The sequence below is a fragment of the Streptomyces sp. H27-D2 genome, from assembly GCF_035828615.1.
Taxonomy (GTDB): Bacteria; Actinomycetota; Actinomycetes; order Streptomycetales; family Streptomycetaceae; genus Streptomyces.
Map to the genome: position 1 here is coordinate 1 of NZ_JAYMZR010000116.1, position 18202 is coordinate 18202.

Here is an 18202-nt window from a genome sequence, read left to right on the forward strand (position 1 = left end):
TCAACGGTCAGTATCTCCAATACGCCAAGGGGCATTCGCCGTTGGAGGCTGGGGTACGGCTGCTTCCGATGGCGGCGGCGCTCCTGCTGGCCCCGCGCTGTGCGGTGGCACTGGAGCACCGGATGGGCCGGCGGTCGACCGTCGGTGCTGGACTGCTGCTCCTGGCGGCGGGGCTGGCCACCGTTTCGACCGTGAACGCGCATACGCCGTACGCCCTTTACGCCCTCGGCGCGACACTCACCGCAGCCGGCTGCGGGCTGGCCACGCCGCTGCTGTCGCACGGCATGATGTCCGCGCTTCCCGCGCACCGGGCCGGAGTCGGCTCCGGGTTGCAGAGCCTGGCCCGCGAGTTGGGCAGCGCGCTGGGCGTGGCCGTCAGCGGCAGCGTGCTGACCGCGCTGTTCACCGCCCGGCTGCCCGCTGAGCTGCGCGGCCCGGACGCCCCGTCCACGGTGGCCGCCGCCGAGCGGCACCTCACAGCGATGGGGGACGGCCAGGCGGCTCTGCGCGAGGCCGTGATCACCGACTTCACCCGGTCGCTCGACACCGTGATGCTGGTTCTCGCCGCCGTGGTCGTGCTGGCCGGCGCGCTGGTCGTCGCCTGGTACCCGCGCGACGAACCGAAGTGAGCGGGCCCGGCGGCGGCCTCGGTCAGCGCGGTCAGCCGGACGAACCTGGACGATGCCCCCGGGCTGCGATCACGCTGCGCCCCCGCGCAGCCACACAGGCGTGATCATGTCAGGTTGTAGTGGTCGCTCAAAGACGCCAACCCACCCGTCCAGCAACGGCGTTCGGCCGCGAAGACTCCCGCCCGCTCCTGCCCGCTCCCGGCTGCTCCCACCCGCTCCCGCCCGCGTCACCTGCGCGGCGGGGCCCGCAGGGCAGACGCCGCTGCCAACCCACGGGCCAGTCCGGCGCGTCTCCGGTACCCGACCGCCGGCCGCCTGGGCTGACCTGCCGCGCAGCGCGGATCGGCGACTTCATAGGATCAGTCCGTGATGATGGGAACGACGGGCTGGGTACCGCCGACAGACACCGAGAGACTGCTCCACGAAGCGACGGCGCGCGGCGACTGGGAGGCGGAACTCGCGGCGCTCTCCACCACCCGGCTCTATCTGCTGCTCCCCCGGCTGCACGCGGACACCCCGGGCTTCACCACTCCGCTCACCCCGCGGCGCGATCCCGCGACGGGCAAGATGTGCCTCCCCGTCCTCACCCCCGGGATGCTGCCGCCCTGGCATCCCGACTGGGTGTTCCAGCAGACCACACTCGCCGAACTGGCCGACGACTGGCCGCACGACAAGTGGTGGCTGGCGGTCAACCCGGGCACCGCGTGCGCCGCCACCGTCGAGGCGAAGCCGCTCAACCGCGAGGTGTGGCAGGAGATCAGCGCCGAGACCGGCGGCCTGCCGCAGGGCCGGCTGGTCACCCATGAAGGCGGGCCGCTGCGCGGACCGACGGCGTACGGCCTGGCCTGCGGCGCGCATCTGGCCGTGCACAACGGCGTCCCCTGGAACCAACTGGGCTCCGCCTACCGGGACTACGGCCAGGACATCGAGTCCCTGCGACGGCCCTGGCACATCACCAACCGGGCCGAGTACCAGGCGAAACTGCACGACCTGGCCGCCAGGAAGCACATCGACCGCGACCACGAATTCGCACTCCAGGCCCGCGCCAGCCTCACCCGGCGGCTGGGGCAAGTACCCTCCGCGCAGCAGTGGGAGGACACCGTCGGCCAGGCGCTGGCCGTACGCGACGGGCACGCGTCCGAGATCGAGGACGCGCGGGAGGCGGTCCGGCGGATCGTCCGCTACGAGGACCGCTTCCGCGCGGACGGGGTGCTGGCGGCCGACGGCCGGGTGGAGTCCCTCGCGGCCTTCGACCTCGGCCGCGCGGTCAACGTCGTACGCATGGGCCTCGGCGCGCGCTACTGCGACCCGCGCGAGGCGGAAGCGTCCGTCGTGCACTTCGGCACCCTCGCCCAGCGGGCTTACGGCTCCTGGGAGGCGTTCTCGGTGGCCTACGCCCTGATGCGGTTGATCTATTTCGACGAGGACTCCTTCGGCAGCTGGTACCAGGAGTCACTCGCGCAACACCGCATCCTCACCCGGGACGCGATGAGCCCGTACCGGAACATCCCGTGGTCATGACGCACCCGGCGCCCGGCGGCCCGTGGCTCGCGCCGACCGAGACCGAACGGCTGCTGCACGAGGCCGCGGTGCTCCGCGACGTCCCGGCGCAGCTGCGGGTGCTGTCCGGCGCGGATCTGTTCGTCGGCATGCCGCGCCACGAGTTGGCGGCCGACCCGCGCACGATCCGCTTCCAGCGCTACTGGGACCCGGCCGTGCGCGCGTACTGCCTGCCGGTGCTGACCCGGGGGATGCTGCCGGCCTGGCAGCCCGACTGGGTGTTCGTCGAGTGCGATCTGTCCTGGCTCTCCGGCGGCAGCTGGCCCGAGGGCAGCCCCTGGCTGGTCGTCGACGGCGGCACCCCCGCCGCCGCGTATCTCGAAGCCGGCCCGCGGCACCGCGCGCTGTGGCGGCGCGCGTACGCCGAGAACGAGCGGAGCCGGTGCAACAAGCTGATCGGCCTGCGGCACGGCCCTCTGCACGGTCCGCTCGCGTTCGGGCTCGGCTGCGGCGGCCATCTGGCGGTCGGCAACGGCGTCCCCTGGAACGAGGTGGGCACCCTCTACCGCGGCTACGTGTGGGACGCGAAGTGCCTGCGCGACAGCTGGGACATCACCACCCGCGAGGGCTGGCAGCAGCAGCTCGGCCACCTGCTGGACGCCGAGAACAGCCCGCCCGAGCCCGATTTCGTCCTCGCGGCCCGTGAGGCGCTGCGCGACCAGAGCGGCGGCGCGCCGCCGCCGGCCGATGTGTGGCGCGAATACGCGGCCGGCACCGCCCAGGACCGTGGGGTGAGCCCCGCGACGGTGAGGGGAATCGAGGAACTGGTCCGCCGGGTGGTGCGCTACGAAGCGCGGTTCCGCGCCGACGCTTTGCTGCCGCCCGACGGCCGGGTCGGCACGACCGTGGCGTACGACTACGGCCGCGCGGTGAACCTCGCGCGCTGGGGTCTCGGCGCGCGTTTCGCCCATCCGCAGGAGGCGGAGCAGGCGATCGTGCACGCGGGCGCGCTGAGCCGGGCCGCGTACTCCTCGTGGGAGGAGTTCTCCGCCGGGTACGTCCTCGGGCGGGTGCTGCGCTTCGACGGTGAGGAGTACGGCTCGTACTACGCGGACGCGCTGGAGGCGCACCGGCTGCTGCTGAGCGACGAGGGCAGCCCGTGGCGCAACCTGCGCTGGCGCTGAGCCGGGCCTGGTGACTGCCGGCGCTCGCACCGGACGTCCACCGTCGCAGCGGGGCAGCGACGGACCGGCCAGGCAGCGCTGGACTTCGTTGGCGATGAGTGCGGCCTTCCGTCGGCCGGCCCAGCGTTCGCGCCGGTCTCATCGGCCTCGAACGCTCCGGTCCCGGGCTGCTGGAGCCGGCGGTGGCGTACTACCGCCGTCGCCGCCTCCCCGGCCCCCGACCGTGATCAGCACCCGGCCCGTGGCCGTCGGGGTGTGCAGGGCCGTGTTGCGGTGGCGGTCGGTCGCCACGAGGCCCGCCTCGCGCAGGACGGTCGCCTGCTGGCTGACGTTGGACGTGCCGATGGCCAGGGAGGCCGCGAGCTCGCTCGTGGTCGACCCGGACCGATCGGCGACCGCGACCAGGATCGCCGCGCGGGTACGGCCCAGGAGGGCGACCAGGGAGGTGGGGGGCTCATCGACGTACGGGCGCGCCGTGGGCTCCTGCCGCGCGTCCGTCCTCGGCACCGGGTACGCCAGGTAGGGCTGCGGGTCCCCGTCCGGGACCAGATAGGGGGCCCGGCCGGGGTGGCGACGGGACCAGCAGCAGCCCCTGCCCCTCCAGGTGCGCCTCGCCACCCCGGCCGCACACGGATGCCACCTCCAGTACTGGCGGCTGCCACCGGATGTGCGAGGGGTGCAGGCCGCTGAGCAGGCTCCCCACCCCGCCGCGCAGCAGCTCGCGGACCCGGACCCCGCGGTCGGCGGCCGCCTGGGTGACGGCCTGCGGCCGGCGCGGGGCCATCAGGGCATCGAACAGCGCGGCGAGGGCCTCGGTGAGGCGGTCCAGGACGCGCGGGTCGCCGTCGAGTTCGCGGGCCCACGCCGGGAGGGGTGCGTGCCGGGCGAACGCGGCGAGGTCCTCCCGTGTCCGCTCGGGCGGAGTGGCTCGTACATACGCCAGCTGCTTGCGCAGTCCGCCGGGCCTGTCAGGGTCAGAAAGCGCGGCGAGTATCCGCGTGGCGGAATCAGCCCGAGGACCATCCCGGCCTCCTCGGGCAGCCGGCCCCGTAATCGGCCCATGCCGCCGAAGGGGCGCGCTGGAGAGCGCTTGCGCGATTCGCGCAGGTCCTGCCGGTCGCGCAGGCCGCGCAGCACCAGATGGAGTTCCAACAAGGGCCTCGGCGAGGTGCTCACGCGGGTGCGCGCGCAAGATCCGCCGCCGTGAAATTGATCCGGCTCGTCTCGCTGCTCACCGACTCCAAGGAGGAGTTCTCCTTCTGATGGACTTCAACCTGACGGCCGAACAGCTCGACCTGCAGCGGACGGTGAAGGTGTTCGCCGCGCGCGAGCTCAACGAGGAGCTGGTCGCCCACGACCAGGAGGGCGTCTTCCCCTACGACAACTGGCGTGCCTGCGCCGGGATCGGGCTGCTCGGGCTGATCGGGCTGATCGGGCTGCTCGGGCAGCCCGTGCCCGAGGAGTACGGCGGGTCGCCCGTCGACGCGCTCACCACGATCGTCGCGCTGGAGGCGCTCGGCCGGGGCTGCCGCGACAATGGGCTGATCTTCTCGCTCAACGCCCATCTGTGGGCCGTCGCCTCACCCCTCGCTCCAGGCGGTCGCGCACCGGATCGTCGACATGCGGCTGCGGCTGGAGACGGCACGCCTGCTGATGTACCGGCTCGGCTGGCTGATCGACCACGGCAGGCCCACCGCCCTCGACGCGTCGCTGGCCAAGATCTGGCTGGGCGAGTGCTTCGTTCGCTCGGGGCTGGACGCGGTCCAACTGCAACAGCGGATACGGCTACATGGTCGCCGAGCGGTGCGACGGGCCGCAGGCTCGGCGCGGCGCGGCGCAGCGACTCGGCGGCTTGCTGCCTCCGGTGGTCCGTGAGCATGGCGGGGCCTCCAGGGGCGGACTGGGCGAAACGGTGACTGGTGCGGCGAGGCTAGGCCGGTCCTGCCGTCCCTGGGGAGGCTGCTTTCCCGCTGTACGGGAAAGGCGGGACTCCGGAGCCGCTCCTGTTACGGGCTCCGGGCCTGCGCGGCAGCCGACTTCGGCGGCGACGGGGCCGGTCAGCCGGCGCCGGCGTTACCGCGCCCCGTACACCGGCTGCGGCGGCGGCGATTCCGCGAGCAGCCGGATCGCCGCCTCCCCCGCTTCGGCCGGGGTCCAGCGCGCGCCCTTGTCGGCGGTCGGGCCCGGACGCCAGCCCTCCATGACGGTGATCCGGCCGGCCTCGGCCTCGAAGACCCGGCCGGTGACCCCGGCACAGGCGGCGGAGCCGAGCCAGACGACGAGCGGTGAGACGTTGTCGGGGGCCATCGCGTCGAAGACGCCCGCGGCCCCGCCCGGCGCGGCCATCGTCTCGGCGAAGGTCTGCTCGGTCATCCGGGTGCGGGCGGCCGGGGCGATGGCGTTGACCTGGACGCCGTAGCGGCCCATCTCAGCGGCTGCGACCAGGGTCATGCCCACGATGCCGGCCTTGGCGGCGGAGTAGTTGCCCTGCCCGACGCTGCCCAACAGGCCAGCTCCGGAGGTGGTGTTGATGACCCGTGCCTGCGGCCGACGGCCCGCCTTGGCCTCGGCGCGCCAGTGCGCGGCGGCGTGTTTGAGGGTGAGGAAGTGGCCCTTGAGGTGGACGCGCATGACCGCGTCCCAGTCGTCCTCGTCGAGGTTGACGAGCATCCGGTCGCGCAGGAATCCGGCGTTGCTGACCAGGGTGTCGAGCCGGCCGAAAGCGTCCAGGGCGGTGGCGACGAGGGAGGCCGCGCCCTCGGCGCCGGCGATGTCGCCGCCATGGGGGACCGCTTCGCCGCCCAGCGCCAGGATCTCGTCTACGACGTGTCGCGCGGGCCCGCTCGCGCCCCCCGTACCGTCGAGCCCGACCCCGAGGTCGTTGACGACGACCTTCGCGCCCGCCGCCGCGAAGGCGAGAGCGTGGGCGCGGCCCAGCCCCCGGCCCGCTCCGGTGACGACGGCGACGCGGCCGGCGCAGATTCCGGCGGAAGCGGCCGTGCCGGCCGCATCGGCGGTGTGGGCGGTGGAGTCTTGCGTCATCTCACTTCTCCTTGTTGACGGTCGCGGCGTCGAGGAACGCGGGGCGCTCCCCTCCCCCGTGGACGAGCAGGCTCGCCCCGGTGATGTACGAGGCGAGGCCGGAGGCGAGGAACACGCACGCGTCGCCGATCTCGGCGGGTTCGGCCAAGCGGCCGATCGGGACGGTGCGCCCGACGGCCGCGATGCCGTCCTCGTCCCCGTAGTGCAGGTGCGAGAGTTCGGTGCGGACCATGCCGAGGGTCAGCGTGTTGACCCGTACCCGGGGCGCCCACTCCACGGCCATGGAGCCCGCCAGGTTCTCCAGGCCCGCCTTGGCCGCCCCGTACGCGGCCGTGCCGGGCGAGGGGCGGCTGCCGCTGACGCTGCCGATCATGATGATCGAGCCGCCGGTCTCCTTCATGACCTCGTACGCCGCGAGTGAGGCGGTCAGCGGCGCGATGAGATTGAGTTCGAGCGCGCGAACGGCGCGCTGCGGGCCGGAGTCGGCGAGCAGCCTGAAGGGGGTGCCGCCCGCGTTGTTGACCAGCACGTCGAGCCGCCCGTAGGCCGTCTTGACCTGCTGGAAGAAGTCCGCGACCGCCTCGGCCTCGCGCAGGTCGACGCAGTGGAAGCGCGCCGTGCGGCCCGCCGCCTGGACGGGCTCGTCCGGCGGGCGGCGAGCGCAGACCAGCACCTCGGCGCCGGCCGCCAGCAGCGCGCGGCTGATGCCCGCGCCGACGCCGCGGGCGCCGCCGGTGACGACGGCGACGCGTCCGGACAGATCGATGACCATCAAGTGGACACCCTCCCGCAGCGCGTGTTCCGCTGCTACGTTCTCACCTAACAAATGTTTGGTGGAAAGGTAGCTGATCTGCTCATGGGTGTCTCCACCTCCGGCCCGGACGAGGGCATCGCGATCGTCACGGTCGACTTCCCGCCGGTCAACGCGCTGCCGGTACAAGGCTGGTACGACCTGGCCGCCGCGCTGCGTGCCGCGGGCACGGACCCGGCTGTCCGCTGCGTGGTCCTGGCCGCCGCCGGGGGCGGCTTCAACGCCGGCGTCGATATCAAGGAGATGCAGCGTGCGGACGGCCACGAGGTACTGATCGGCGCCAACCGCGGCTGCTACGAGGCCTTCGCGGCGGTCTACGAGTGCGAGGTCCCGGTCGTCGCGGCGGTCGGCGGCTTCTGCCTCGGCGGCGGCATCGGCCTGGTCGGCAACGCCGACGCCATCGTGGCGAGCCACGACGCGGTCTTCGGCCTGCCCGAGCTGGACCGGGGCGCGCTGGGCGCCGCCACCCACCTCGCCCGGCTGGTCCCGCAGCACCTGATGCGCGCGCTGTACTACACCTCACGGACCGCGACCGCACAGGAGCTGCACCAGCACGGCTCGGTCTGGAGAGTCGTCCCGCGCGAGGAACTCATGGCCGCCGCACTGGAGTTGGCGGGCGAAATCGCCGCCAAGGACGGCTCGCTGATCCGGCTCGCCAAGGCAGCCATCAACGGCATAGACCCCGTCGACGTCCGCCGCAGCTACCGCTTCGAACAGGGCTTCACCTTCGAGGCCAACCTCAGCGGGCTGGCCGACCAGGTCCGCAGCACCTTCGGCAGCAAGGAGTGAAAGTGCCCAGCGACCAGGCCGGCAGGCCCGCAGCGCCCGGCACGACCGGCGGGAGCCACCGGAGCGGCGAGCCCGGCAGGAACCCGCAGCCCGACAGGACTACGAAGCCGGGCAAGGTCATGTCGCCGGACGAGGTCGTCGGCCGGCTGGAGAGCGGCATGACGATCGGCATCGGCGGCTGGGGCTCGCGCCGCAAGCCGATGGCGCTCGTCCGGGCGCTGCTCCGCTCCGACCTCACCGACCTCACCGTCGTCTCGTACGGCGGCCCCGATGTGGGCCTGCTCGCCGCCGCCGGGAAGATCCGCAAGCTCGTCGCCGCCTTCGCCACCCTCGACTCGATCCCCCTCGAACCGCACTTCCGCGCCGCACGCCAGCGCGGCGACTTCGAGCTGATGGAGCTGGACGAGGCGATGTTCATGTGGGGGCTGACGGCCGCCGTGCACCGGCTGCCGTTCCTGCCGGTGCGCGCCGGACTCGGCTCGGATGTGATGACCATCAACCCGGGCCTGCGGACGGTCACTTCACCCTACGAGGACGGCGAGGAGTTCGCCGCCGTGCCCGCCCTCCGCCTGGACGCGGCCCTCGTCCACCTCAACCGGGCGGACGCGCACGGCAACGCCCAGTACCTGGGCCCCGACCCGTACTTCGACGACCTCTTCTGCGAGGCGGCCACGCACGCCTACGTCTCCTGCGAACGCCTCGTCGACACCGCGGAGTTCGCCGCGGCGGGCGGGCCGCAGACACTGCTCGTCAAGCGCCACTCGGTCACCGGCGTCGTCGAGGCCCCGAACGGCGCGCACTTCACCTCGTGCGTCCCCGACTACGACCGGGACGAACCCTTCCAGGCCGCGTACGCCAAAGCGGCGGCCGATCCCGCCGCCTGGCGGGAGTTCGCCGACCGGTTCCTGTCCGGGGACGAAAACGCCTACCAGGCCGCGGTCGCGGCCTTCGCCGAGGAGGGCGCGTGAGCGAGCGGACCGCGACACCGGACGTGACCAGGGCCGAGATCTGCGTCCTGGCCTGCGCGGAGGCCTGGCGCGGCGCCGGCGAGATCCTGGCCAGCCCGATGGGGACCGTGCCGGCGATCGGCGCCCGGCTGGCCAAACTCACCTTCGCGCCCGACCTGCTGCTCACCGACGGCGAGGCGCTGCTCATCGCGGACGTCCCGGCGCTCGGAGCGAAATCCGAGGTCACCGAAGGGTGGCTGCCCTACCGCCAGCATCTGGCGATGGTGACCGGCGGCAAGCGGCACGTGATGATGGGCGCGAGCCAGATCGACCGCTACGGCAACCAGAACATCAGCTGCATCGGCGACTGGAAACAGCCCACGCGGCAGCTGCTGGGAGTTCGCGGCGCGCCGGTCAACACCCTCAACAACCCGACCAGTTACTGGGTCCCCAAGCACTCGACGCGGGTCTTCGTCGCGCAGGTCGACATGGTGTGCGGGGTCGGCTACGACCGGGCGGCGGCGGCCGGGCCGTCCGCGACCCGCTTCCACCGCATCCCCCGCGTCGTCACGGACCTGGCCGTCCTCGACTTCGAGACCCCCGACCGCTCCCTGCGGGTGGCCTCCCTGCACCCCGGCGTGAGCGCCGCGCGGGTGCGGGAGGTGACCGGCTTCCCGCTCGCGATCGCGGACGACGTGCCATACACCCGGGAGCCGACCGCCGCCGAACTGCACCTGATCCGCGAGGTCATCGACCCCACGGGGCTGCGCGACCGCGAGGTGCGCGCATGAGCGACCGCACTCTTCCCCCTCCGGCCCGTCCCGCCGGCGAGCGCGCCCTCGCGACCGCGCTCACCGAGCTGGTCGGCGTCCGCCACCCCATCGTGCAGACCGGCATGGGGTGGGTCGCGGGCCCCCGGCTGGTGTCCGCCTCGGCGAACGCCGGCGCGCTCGGCATCCTCGCCTCCGCGACCATGACGTTGCATCAACTCCGCTCAGCGGTAAGGGAGGTGAAGTCCCGTACGGACCAGCCCTTCGGCGTCAATCTGCGCGCGGACGCGGGCGACGCGACGGAGCGGGCCCGCGTCATCATCGACGAGGGCGTGCGCGTCGCCTCGTTCGCGCTCGCGCCGTCCAGGGAACTGATCGCCCGGCTCAAGGACGCGGGCGTGGTCGTCATTCCGTCCATCGGCGCGCGCCGGCACGCCGAGAAGGTCGCGGCATGGGGCGCGGACGCGGTGATCGTGCAGGGCGGCGAGGGCGGCGGCCATACCGGCGAGGTCGCCACCACCGTGCTGCTCCCGCAGGTCGTGGACGCGGTCGACGTTCCCGTCATCGCGGCGGGCGGCTTCCACGACGGCCGCGGCCTCGTCGCCGCCCTGGCCTACGGGGCGGCCGGCGTCGCCATGGGCACCCGCTTCCTGCTCACCTCGGACAGCACGGTGCCGCAGGCGGTGAAGGCCCAATACCTCGCCGCGAGCGTCAAGGACGTCACCGTCACCACCAAGGTCGACGGGCTCCCGCACCGGATGCTCCGCACCCCCTTCGTCGACGCGCTGGAGCGGTCCGGCCGGCCGGCGGCGCTGCTGCGCGCGGTGCGCCACGCGGCCGCGTTCAAGCGGGAATCCGGGCTGAGCTGGGCCCGGATGCTCCGCGACGGCCAGGCCATGAAACACGGCAGGGAGCTGACCTGGAGTCAGGTGCTGCTCGCCGCCAACACCCCCATGATGCTCAAGGCGTCGATGGTGGACGGCCGCGCGGACCTCGGGGTGATGGCCTCGGGCCAGGTCGCCGGCCTGATCGACGACCTGCCGTCCTGCGCCGAGCTGGTGGAGCGCGTCATGGCCGAGGCGTACGAGGTCCTGGGCTCGCTGCCCTCCCCGCGCTGATCGCCTGCCGCCCTCCCCCGCCCGGCCGCGCCGCCCTCCGTCGCGTCAGGTGCCCCCGCCCGGCCGCGCCCTCCGTCCCGCCCATCAGTGCCATCACCCTCATTCCCGGGAGTTGTTCGGATGCGCTCTTCCCGTACGCCCGCTACCGCCGCGCTCGTCGCGGCCCTGCTCGTCGTCACCAGCTGCGCCGGCGACACCCCGGCCGCGCCGGTCACGACCCGGCAGCCCGCCGCCGTGGAGAACGTCGAGCTGAAGGGCGCGGTCAACGTCCGCGACCTCGGCGGGTACCGGACCGGCGACGGCAAACAGCTGCGCTATGGCACCGTCTTCCGCGCAGACGCGCTCGGCAAACTGACCAAGGCGGACCGCGCGGAGATCGACGGGCTCGGCCTGAAGTCCGTGATCGACTTCCGGGTCCCGGTCGAAGTGCGTTCCGACGGGGCCGACAAACTCCTGCAGGGGCTCACCGCCACGCCCCTGCCGGTCGACGACACCGGATTGTACGAGCGGACGATGGCGGCGATCGTCTCCGGCGACTCCGCGAAGCAGCACAAGGCCCTGGGCGGGAGCAAGGCCGAGCGGCTCATGCGGCGGATCTACCGCAACTTCGCGAGTGAGCAGGCGGCGCGCCGCCAATTCGGGCGGGTGATAGGGGAGATCACCGACGGCAAACGGCTCCCGCTGCTCTATCACTGCACCTCGGGCAAGAACCGGACCGGCTGGATGAGCTACGTCCTGCTGCGCGCGGTGGGCGTGCCGGCCCGCACGGCCGAACAGGACTATCTGCTCTCCAACGACCGCCGCCGCAGCGCCGACCGCAGGACCCGCCAGGGTCTGGAGAAGGCCGGCCTCATGCCGGATTCACGGTTGATCGTCCCGTTGCAGGAGGTCCGGGCGGACTATCTCGACGCCGCGCTCACCGAGATCGACAAGCGGTACGGGGGCTTCGAGGCGTATCTCTCCAAGGGCCTCGGCCTGAGCGAGGGGACGCTCGCCAAGCTCCGTTCCAGGCTGCTGCGATAGCCGCTTCGATAGCCGCCCGCGATACCCCGGACAACGCCAGGGGGAAGGTGACCGCCCGGCCGGGCGGTGACCTTCGGTGCGTCAGAGCCGTTCGATGATGGTGACGTTGGCCTGGCCGCCGCCCTCGCACATCGTCTGGAGGCCGTAGCGGCCCCCCGTGCGCTCCAGTTCGTGGAGCAGTGTCGTCATCAGCTTCACGCCGGTCGCGCCCAGCGGGTGGCCGAGGGCGATCGCGCCGCCGTTGACGTTGACCTTCTCCGGGTCGGCCCCGGTCTCCTTGAGCCACGCCAGCACCACCGGAGCGAAGGCTTCATTGATCTCGACGAGGTCGATGTCGGCCATCGACATGCCGCTCTTCTTCAGCGCGTACGCCGTCGCCGGGATGGGCGCGGACAGCATCCGGATGGGGTCCTCGCCGCGCACGGAGAGGTGGTGGACGCGGGCGCGCGGCGTCAGTCCGTGTTCGCGTACGGCCCGCTCCGAGGCGATCAGCATCGCGGAGGCCCCGTCGGAGACCTGTGAGGACACCGCCGCGGTCAGCCGGCCGCCCGCCACGACCGGCTTGAGCCCGGCCATCTTCGCCAGCGAGGTGTCCCGGCGCGGGCCCTCGTCCGTCGTCACCTCCCGGTACGCGACGCTCTCGCGCTCGAAGCGGCCCTCGTCGATGGCGCGGGCGGCTCGCTGGTGCGAGCGGAGGGCGAACTCCTCCATGTCCTGCCGGGAGATGCCCCATTTCTCGGCGATCAGCTCGGCGCCGTGGAACTGGTTGACGGGCAGGTCGCCGTAGCGCGCCCGCCACCCTTGTGATCCGGCGTACGGGCCCTCGGTGAGCCCCAACGGCTCGGCTGCCTGGCGGCTGGCGTAGGCGATCGGGATCTGCGACATGTTCTGGGCGCCGCCCGCGACGACGAGGTCCTGGGTGCCGGAGAGCACGCCCTGGGCCGCGAAGTGCACGGCCTGTTGGGAGGAGCCGCACTGCCGGTCGATGGTCACGCCCGGCACCTCTTCGGGGAGCCCGGCGGCCAGCCAGCTCGTCCTGGCGATGTCCCCGGCCTGCGGGCCGACGGTGTCGAGGCAGCCGAAGACGACGTCCTCGACGGCGGCGGGGTCGACGCCGGAGCGCTCCATGAGCGCTTTGAGCACATGTGCGCCGAGGTCGGCCGGGTGCACGGCGGACAGGCCGCCGTTGCGCCGGCCGACGGGGGTGCGTACCGCTTCGACGATGTAGGCCTCGGCCATGACTGCTCCTCCGTGTCGAGCTCGTGAGCTGAAGCCGCGGAGCCGGCTTCGCCGCTGAGCTGAGTATTCAGGTGTCCAGGTATCCAGATATCGAGGTAGCGATGTCATTCCCGCAAGGCGATGCCGTCCAGCACCATCGACAGGTACTGGCGGGCGATCTCCTCCGGGCTGTGCTGCCCGCCCGGCCGGTACCAGGACGCGGCGACCCACACCGTGTCGCGCACGAACCGGTAGGTCAGCCGGATGTCCAGGTCCGCCCGGAACACCTCATCGGCCACCCCGCGCTCCAGCGTGCCCAGCCACGCCTTCTCGAACTTCACCCGCGAATCGGCGAGATAGCCGAAACGCGGCTGGACGGACAGGTGCTTCGACTCCTTCTGGTAGATCGCCACCGCCGCACGATGCCGGTCGATCTCCCGGAACGACTCCGTGACCAGGGCTTCCATGGTCTCCCGGGGGCCGAGGCCAGCAGCGAGCACCGCGTCGTAACCGGCCCACAGCTCGTCCAGGAAGGTGGAGAGGATCTCGTCGACCATCGACTCCTTGGAATCGAAGTGGTAATAGAGACTGCCCGCCAGCATCCCCGCCTCGTCCGCGATCCGGCGCACCGTCGTCGCGTTGTAACCCTGCGCGGCGAACACCTCGGCCGCCGTCGCGAGCAGCTCCCCGCGCCGCGCGGGCGAGGCGCTCATCGTGGGCTCCTTCTGGATTGCGGGCACCCGTCCATGGTCACTGCCCGCTCACGCGTGCTGACTGCTGACGGAGACCGTCTCGCCGGTCATGTACGAGGAATAGCCGCTGGCCAGGAAGACGATGACGTTGGCGATCTCCCATGGCTCGGCGTAGCGGCCGAAGGCCTCGCGCTCGGTGAGCTGCTCCAGCAGCTCGGGCGTGGTGACCTTCGCCAAGTGCGGGTGCATCGCAAGGCTGGGCGAGACAGCGTTGACGCGTACGCCGTAGTCGGCGGCCTCGACGGCGGCGCAGCGGGTGAGGGCCATCACCCCGGCCTTGGCGGCGGCGTAGTGGGCCTGGCCGCGCTGGGCACGCCAGCCGACGACGGAGGCGTTGTTGATGACGGCGCCGCCCGCTCCGGAGTCCTTCATCCGGCGCAGCGCGGCCCGGGTGCAGCGGAAGGTGCCGTTCAGGGTGACGTCGATGACCTTGTCCCACTGGGCGTCGGTCATCTCGACGAGGTCGGCGGTACCGCCGAGGCCGGCGTTGTTGACCACGATGTCGAGCCGGCCGTGCCGTTCCTCGGCCAGGCCGAAGAGGGCGGCCACCTGCTCCTCGTCGGTGACGTCGCAGGGCAGCCCGGCGACCCGGTCCGCGCCGAACTCGCCGGCCAGCGCCTCGACGGTCTCCTTGAGGCGGCGTGCGTGGGCGTCGCCGAGGACGACCCGGGCGTCCTCCTCGAGGAATCTACGGGCCGTGGCCCCGCCGATCCCGGCCCCGGCGGCGGCGGTGACGACGGCGCTGCGGCCGGCGAGCAGCTGGTGGCCGGGCACGTACTGCGGGGGACGGCTCACTGGCGGCTCTCCTTGGGCAGGCCGAGCACCCGCTCGGCGATGATGTCGCGCTGGATCTCGTTCGAGCCGGCGTAGATCGTGTCGGAGCGGGAGAAGAGGAAGAGCCGCTGCCAGTCGTCGAGGTCGTACGGTTCGCCTGCCGCGAGCATCCCGGCCGCTCCCCGCGCGTCCATGGCGAGCTCGCCGAGCTCCCGGTGCCAGGTCGCCCAGTAGATCTTGCCGATCGACGCCTCCGGCCCCGGCGCCCCCGCCGCGACGCCGTCGAGCATCCGCAGGGCGTTGAACCGGATGATCTCCAGGCCGGTCCAGGCCCGTGCGATCCGGTCGCGGATGAGGGGGTCCCGCGCCGAGCCGTTGCGCCGCCGAAGGCGATGAGCGTGGGGCCGAGGAGCTGCTCGCCGATGTGGCCCACGCGGGCGGGGGCGTCGGCGAGCGCGTACTCCTCATGGAAGGCGACCTGTTCCTCCACGGTCGCGCCGCGTCCGCCGAACTCCTGCGGCCAGCCGACCAGGTCCAGCCGGCGGCGGCCATGTGCCGCTCCCAGGCGAGCCGTCCGGCGGACTCCTCGTGTTCCCGGCCAGGGCCGCCGCGGCCTTTCAGCGTGGCGAACGCGCCGGTGAGGCCGGACCGCAGCCAGCTGCGGAACTCGCTGCGGAACTCCTCGACGCTGCTCATGGCCGTACGTTAACCTACCAAACACTTGTTAGGGAAGGAGCCGCAGATGACCACTGCCCACGACCCGGCCGAGGCACCCGAAACGCCCGAGGCACCCGAGGCACCCCAGGCACCCCAGGCACCCGAGGTCCGCTACGAGCGGCAGGGCCCGGTCGCCGTCGTCACAATGAACCGGCCCGCCTACCGCAACGCCCAGAACTCCGCGATGACTTACGCCCTCGACCGCGCCTTCTACCACGCCGCCGCCGACGACGAGGTGAAGGTCGTCGTCCTGGCCGGGCAGGGCAAGCACTTCTCCGCGGGCCACGACATCGGCACCCCCGAGCGCGACGCGCACCTCCCCTTCGACCGGACGGCCGGCCTGTGGTGGGACCACTCGGACAAAGCAGGGGCGGAGAGCCGCTTCGCTCGCGAGTCCGAGGTCTATCTGGGCATGTGCCGCCGCTGGCGCGAGCTGCCGAAGCCGATGATCGCCTCGGTCCAGGGGGCCTGTGTGGCGGGCGGTTTGATGCTCGCCTGGGTCTGTGACCTGATCGTGGCCGCCGAGGACGCCTTCTTCGCGGACCCGGTCGTCCGGATGGGGATACCCGGCGTCGAGTACTTCGCGCACCCGTGGGTGATGCCGCCGCGGATCGCCAAGGAGTTCCTCTTCACCGGCGACCGGATGAGCGCGCGGCGCGCGTACGAGGTGGGCATGATCAACCGCGTCGTGCCGAGCGCCGAACTCCCCTCCCGTACCGCCGAACTGGCCTCCCGCATCGCCGAGATGCCCCGGCTCGGCCTGGCCCTCACCAAGCGTGCCGTCAACCAGGCCGAGGACCTCCAGGGCCTGCACTCCGGCCTGGACTCGGTCTTCGGCCTCCACCACCTCGCGCACGCGCACAACGCCGAGACCGCCGCCGACCCGCTCGGCGGCATGGACATCCACAAGATGAAGCAGGCGGGCAACTGATGGACCTCGACTTCACCGCCGAGGAGGACGCCTTCCGGGCCGAAGCCCGCGACTGGCTCGGCGCGCACGTCCCGTCGGCCCCGCTGCCCTCCCTGGAGACACGCGAGGGCTTCGCGGCCCACCGCCAGTGGGAGCGCACCCTGGCCGGCGGCCACTGGTCGGCGGTCACCTGGCCGGCGGAGTACGGCGGCCGGAGCGCCTCGCTCACCCAGTGGCTGATCTTCGAGGAGGAGTACTACGCGGCGGGCGCGCCCGGCCGGGTCGGCCAGAACGGCGTCAGTCTCCTCGCTCCCACCCTCTTCGAGCACGGCAGCCAGCAGCAGCGCGCCCGTGTGCTCCCCGCGATGGCGAGCGGCGAGGTGATCTGGGCGCAGGCCTGGTCCGAGCCGGAGGCGGGCTCCGACCTGGCCTCACTGCGCTCCACCGCACGGCGGACGGACGGCGGCTGGCTGCTGAACGGCCAGAAGGCATGGTCCTCCCGGGCCGCCTTCGCCGACCGCGCCTTCGGCCTCTTCCGCAGCCACCCCGGGGCGGACCGGCCGCACCGCGGGCTCAGCTATCTGATGTTCCCGCTCGACGCGGGCGGCGTGACCGTACGCCCGGTGGGCCGGCTCGACGGCAAGCCCGCCTTCGCCGAACTCTTCCTCGACGACGTCTTCGTACCCGACCAGGACGTCATCGGCGAGCCTGGCCAGGGCTGGCGCGTCGCGATGAGCACAGCCGGCAACGAGCGCGGCCTGACCCTGCGCAGCCCCGGCCGCTTCACCGCCGCCGCCGAGCGTCTCACCGCCCTGTGGCGGGCGCAGGCGGACCCGGCCGACACCGCGCTGCGCGACCGGGTGGCCGACGCCGCGATCCGCGCCCGCGCCTATCAGCTCTTCACCTACGCCAACGCGTCGCGGATCGCCGCCGGGGACTCCCTCGGCGCCGAATCGAGCCTCAACAAAGTCTTCTGGTCCGAGCTGGACATCGCCCTGCACGAGACGGCACTCGATCTGCTCGGCCCGTACGGAGAGCTGTCGGACGAGGCCGACGACGCGCCGGAGCAGGGCGGTTGGGCCGACGGATACACCTTCTCGCTGGCCGGCCCCATCTACGCGGGCACCAACGAGATCCAGCGCGACATCATCGCCGAGCGGCTGCTGGGCCTGCCGAAGGGACGCCGCTCATGAGGTTTCTGCTGGACGACGAGCAGGCGGAGTTCGGCCGCACCCTCGACCGCATGCTGACCGCTGCCGACACCCCGGCGGCCGTACGGGCCTGGGCCGACGGCGACCAAGGGCCGGGGCGTGCGCTGTGGGAGCGGCTCGGCGAGGCCGGCGTCTTCGCACTGGCGGTACCCGAGGCGTACGACGGGCTAGGCCCGCTGCCGGTCGAACTGGCCGTGGCCTTCGTTGAGTTGGGACGGCACGCGGCGCCGGGGCCGCTCGTTGAGACGGTCGCCGCGGCCGTACTGCTCGACAGCCTCGCGCAGAACACGGACGGAACCGGGGACGCGCAGAGCCCAGGCGGCGGCGCGGACCTCGCCAAGGAGTGGCTGCCCCGATTCGCGTCCGGGCAGTCCTCGGCGTCGCTCGCCCTGCCCGGCAGCGGCCCGTACACCCTGGACCCGGACGCGGCCGACGCGACCTTCCTCGTCACGGACACCGCCGCCCCCGCCGGCCGGACCGAGTTGCGGCTGACCGCCGGGCACAGCCCCCTCCAGCGCTCCCTCGACCCGGCCCGCCGCCTCGCCCGCCCGCTGGCCGACGGCCCACCGCTCGCCTCCGGACCACCCGTCCGCGCCGCGGCCGACCGCGCCGCCACCTGGGCCGCCTTCGCGACCGCCGCCCAGTCGCTCGGCGTCGGCCTCGCCCTGGTGGAGCGGACCGTCGCCTACGCCAAGCAGCGCACCCAGTTCTCCACCGTCATCGGCTCCTTCCAGGCGGTCAAGCACCAGCTCGCGGACGCGCTGATCGGCCTGGAGTTCGCCCGGCCGCTGCGCCGTGGAGCAGCGG

General features: G+C 72.8%; 18 protein-coding genes and 2 pseudogenes. 13 read left to right on the plus strand and 7 right to left on the minus strand.

Going from position 1 to position 18202, the window contains the following annotated elements; all coding sequences use genetic code 11:
- The 3 genes and pseudogenes from QMK28_RS29785 to QMK28_RS29795 all read left to right on the plus strand — a co-directional run.
- Positions 1–629: pseudogene (locus QMK28_RS29785) on the plus strand (MFS transporter); the annotation flags it as partial.
- A gap of 369 nt (positions 630–998) precedes the next feature.
- Positions 999–2150, plus strand: a complete 1152-nt coding sequence (locus tag QMK28_RS29790; protein WP_326442791.1) for a DUF1266 domain-containing protein — start codon at positions 999–1001, stop codon at positions 2148–2150.
- Positions 2147–3313, plus strand: a complete 1167-nt coding sequence (locus QMK28_RS29795; protein WP_326442792.1) for a DUF1266 domain-containing protein — start codon at positions 2147–2149, stop codon at positions 3311–3313. The genes QMK28_RS29790 and QMK28_RS29795 overlap by 4 nt, the downstream gene beginning before the upstream one ends.
- A gap of 138 nt (positions 3314–3451) precedes the next feature.
- Here QMK28_RS29795 and QMK28_RS29800 read toward each other — a convergent pair whose 3' ends face one another.
- The gene (locus tag QMK28_RS29800; protein WP_326442793.1) at positions 3452–3931 is read right to left on the minus strand and encodes a winged helix-turn-helix domain-containing protein; all 480 of its coding nucleotides are present in this window, start codon (positions 3929–3931) and stop codon (positions 3452–3454) included.
- 644 nt (positions 3932–4575) lie between these two features.
- Here QMK28_RS29800 and QMK28_RS29805 point away from each other — a divergent pair.
- Both QMK28_RS29805 and QMK28_RS29810 read left to right on the plus strand, forming a co-directional pair.
- Positions 4576–4845: pseudogene (locus QMK28_RS29805) on the plus strand (acyl-CoA dehydrogenase family protein); the annotation flags it as partial.
- Positions 4846–4933: 88 nt separating this feature from the next.
- Positions 4934–5188: an acyl-CoA dehydrogenase family protein gene (locus QMK28_RS29810; RefSeq protein WP_443050868.1), complete on the plus strand. Its 255-nt coding sequence runs from the start codon at positions 4934–4936 to the stop codon at positions 5186–5188.
- A 198-nt stretch (positions 5189–5386) separates the two neighbouring features.
- Here the strand turns inward: QMK28_RS29810 and QMK28_RS29815 are convergent, their stop codons facing one another.
- The gene (locus tag QMK28_RS29815) at positions 5387–6355 is read right to left on the minus strand and encodes an SDR family oxidoreductase (RefSeq protein WP_326442794.1); all 969 of its coding nucleotides are present in this window, start codon (positions 6353–6355) and stop codon (positions 5387–5389) included.
- 1 nt (position 6356) lies between these two features.
- On the minus strand, positions 6357–7127 hold the full coding sequence (locus QMK28_RS29820; protein ID WP_326442795.1) for an SDR family oxidoreductase: 771 nt from the start codon (positions 7125–7127) through the stop codon (positions 6357–6359).
- An 84-nt stretch (positions 7128–7211) separates the two neighbouring features.
- Between QMK28_RS29820 and QMK28_RS29825 the strand changes: the two genes are divergently transcribed.
- From QMK28_RS29825 to QMK28_RS29845, 5 genes are all read left to right on the plus strand, one after another.
- On the plus strand, positions 7212–7955 hold the full coding sequence (locus QMK28_RS29825; RefSeq protein WP_326442796.1) for an enoyl-CoA hydratase family protein: 744 nt from the start codon (positions 7212–7214) through the stop codon (positions 7953–7955).
- A gap of 119 nt (positions 7956–8074) precedes the next feature.
- The gene (locus tag QMK28_RS29830; RefSeq protein ID WP_326442807.1) at positions 8075–8923 is read left to right on the plus strand and encodes a CoA transferase subunit A; all 849 of its coding nucleotides are present in this window, start codon (positions 8075–8077) and stop codon (positions 8921–8923) included.
- Complete coding sequence (locus QMK28_RS29835) at positions 8920–9693, plus strand: CoA-transferase subunit beta (protein ID WP_326442797.1); 774 nt, start codon at positions 8920–8922, stop codon at positions 9691–9693. Before QMK28_RS29830 ends, QMK28_RS29835 begins: the two co-directional genes overlap by 4 nt.
- Positions 9690–10790, plus strand: a complete 1101-nt coding sequence (locus tag QMK28_RS29840; protein WP_326442798.1) for an NAD(P)H-dependent flavin oxidoreductase — start codon at positions 9690–9692, stop codon at positions 10788–10790. The genes QMK28_RS29835 and QMK28_RS29840 overlap by 4 nt, the downstream gene beginning before the upstream one ends.
- Before the next feature lie 120 nt (positions 10791–10910).
- Positions 10911–11813, plus strand: a complete 903-nt coding sequence (locus QMK28_RS29845; RefSeq protein WP_326442799.1) for a tyrosine-protein phosphatase — start codon at positions 10911–10913, stop codon at positions 11811–11813.
- An 81-nt stretch (positions 11814–11894) separates the two neighbouring features.
- Here QMK28_RS29845 and QMK28_RS29850 read toward each other — a convergent pair whose 3' ends face one another.
- The 4 genes from QMK28_RS29850 to QMK28_RS34425 form a co-directional block, all read right to left on the minus strand.
- On the minus strand, positions 11895–13052 hold the full coding sequence (locus QMK28_RS29850; protein WP_326442800.1) for an acetyl-CoA C-acetyltransferase: 1158 nt from the start codon (positions 13050–13052) through the stop codon (positions 11895–11897).
- Between the two features lie 104 nt (positions 13053–13156).
- The gene (locus tag QMK28_RS29855; protein WP_326442801.1) at positions 13157–13744 is read right to left on the minus strand and encodes a TetR/AcrR family transcriptional regulator; all 588 of its coding nucleotides are present in this window, start codon (positions 13742–13744) and stop codon (positions 13157–13159) included.
- A 48-nt stretch (positions 13745–13792) separates the two neighbouring features.
- Positions 13793–14578, minus strand: a complete 786-nt coding sequence (locus tag QMK28_RS29860; protein WP_326442802.1) for an SDR family oxidoreductase — start codon at positions 14576–14578, stop codon at positions 13793–13795.
- Positions 14575–14910, minus strand: a complete 336-nt coding sequence (locus QMK28_RS34425; protein ID WP_443050869.1) for an acyl-CoA dehydrogenase family protein — start codon at positions 14908–14910, stop codon at positions 14575–14577. The genes QMK28_RS29860 and QMK28_RS34425 overlap by 4 nt, the downstream gene beginning before the upstream one ends.
- Before the next feature lie 389 nt (positions 14911–15299).
- Between QMK28_RS34425 and QMK28_RS29870 the strand changes: the two genes are divergently transcribed.
- The 3 genes from QMK28_RS29870 to QMK28_RS29880 all read left to right on the plus strand — a co-directional run.
- Positions 15300–16205 (plus strand): enoyl-CoA hydratase, encoded by a 906-nt coding sequence (locus QMK28_RS29870; protein WP_326442803.1) that lies wholly within the window; start codon positions 15300–15302, stop codon positions 16203–16205.
- A complete protein-coding gene (locus QMK28_RS29875) occupies positions 16205–17377 on the plus strand; it encodes an acyl-CoA dehydrogenase family protein (RefSeq protein ID WP_326442804.1) in 1173 nt (390 codons plus the stop codon). Before QMK28_RS29870 ends, QMK28_RS29875 begins: the two co-directional genes overlap by 1 nt.
- Positions 17374–18202, plus strand: an 829-nt coding sequence (locus tag QMK28_RS29880; protein ID WP_326442805.1) for an acyl-CoA dehydrogenase family protein, incomplete at its 3' end; no start/stop codon positions are given. The genes QMK28_RS29875 and QMK28_RS29880, both read left to right, overlap by 4 nt.

What these genes read in the sequence shown, in the direction of transcription:
- QMK28_RS29855 (WP_326442801.1), bottom strand. Translation starts at nt 13,744, where the DNA reads ATGAGCGCCTCGCCCGCGCGGCGCGGGGAGCTGCTCGCGACGGCGGCC.
- QMK28_RS29840 (WP_326442798.1), top strand. Translation starts at nt 9,690, where the DNA reads ATGAGCGACCGCACTCTTCCCCCTCCGGCCCGTCCCGCCGGCGAGCGC.
- QMK28_RS29810 (WP_443050868.1), top strand. Translation starts at nt 4,934, where the DNA reads ATGCGGCTGCGGCTGGAGACGGCACGCCTGCTGATGTACCGGCTCGGC.
- QMK28_RS29845 (WP_326442799.1), top strand. Translation starts at nt 10,911, where the DNA reads ATGCGCTCTTCCCGTACGCCCGCTACCGCCGCGCTCGTCGCGGCCCTG.
- QMK28_RS29820 (WP_326442795.1), bottom strand. Translation starts at nt 7,127, where the DNA reads ATGGTCATCGATCTGTCCGGACGCGTCGCCGTCGTCACCGGCGGCGCC.
- QMK28_RS29825 (WP_326442796.1), top strand. Translation starts at nt 7,212, where the DNA reads ATGGGTGTCTCCACCTCCGGCCCGGACGAGGGCATCGCGATCGTCACG.
- QMK28_RS29815 (WP_326442794.1), bottom strand. Translation starts at nt 6,355, where the DNA reads ATGACGCAAGACTCCACCGCCCACACCGCCGATGCGGCCGGCACGGCC.
- QMK28_RS29795 (WP_326442792.1), top strand. Translation starts at nt 2,147, where the DNA reads ATGACGCACCCGGCGCCCGGCGGCCCGTGGCTCGCGCCGACCGAGACC.
- QMK28_RS29790 (WP_326442791.1), top strand. Translation starts at nt 999, where the DNA reads ATGATGGGAACGACGGGCTGGGTACCGCCGACAGACACCGAGAGACTG.
- QMK28_RS29830 (WP_326442807.1), top strand. Translation starts at nt 8,075, where the DNA reads ATGTCGCCGGACGAGGTCGTCGGCCGGCTGGAGAGCGGCATGACGATC.
- QMK28_RS29850 (WP_326442800.1), bottom strand. Translation starts at nt 13,052, where the DNA reads ATGGCCGAGGCCTACATCGTCGAAGCGGTACGCACCCCCGTCGGCCGG.
- QMK28_RS29870 (WP_326442803.1), top strand. Translation starts at nt 15,300, where the DNA reads ATGACCACTGCCCACGACCCGGCCGAGGCACCCGAAACGCCCGAGGCA.
- QMK28_RS29875 (WP_326442804.1), top strand. Translation starts at nt 16,205, where the DNA reads ATGGACCTCGACTTCACCGCCGAGGAGGACGCCTTCCGGGCCGAAGCC.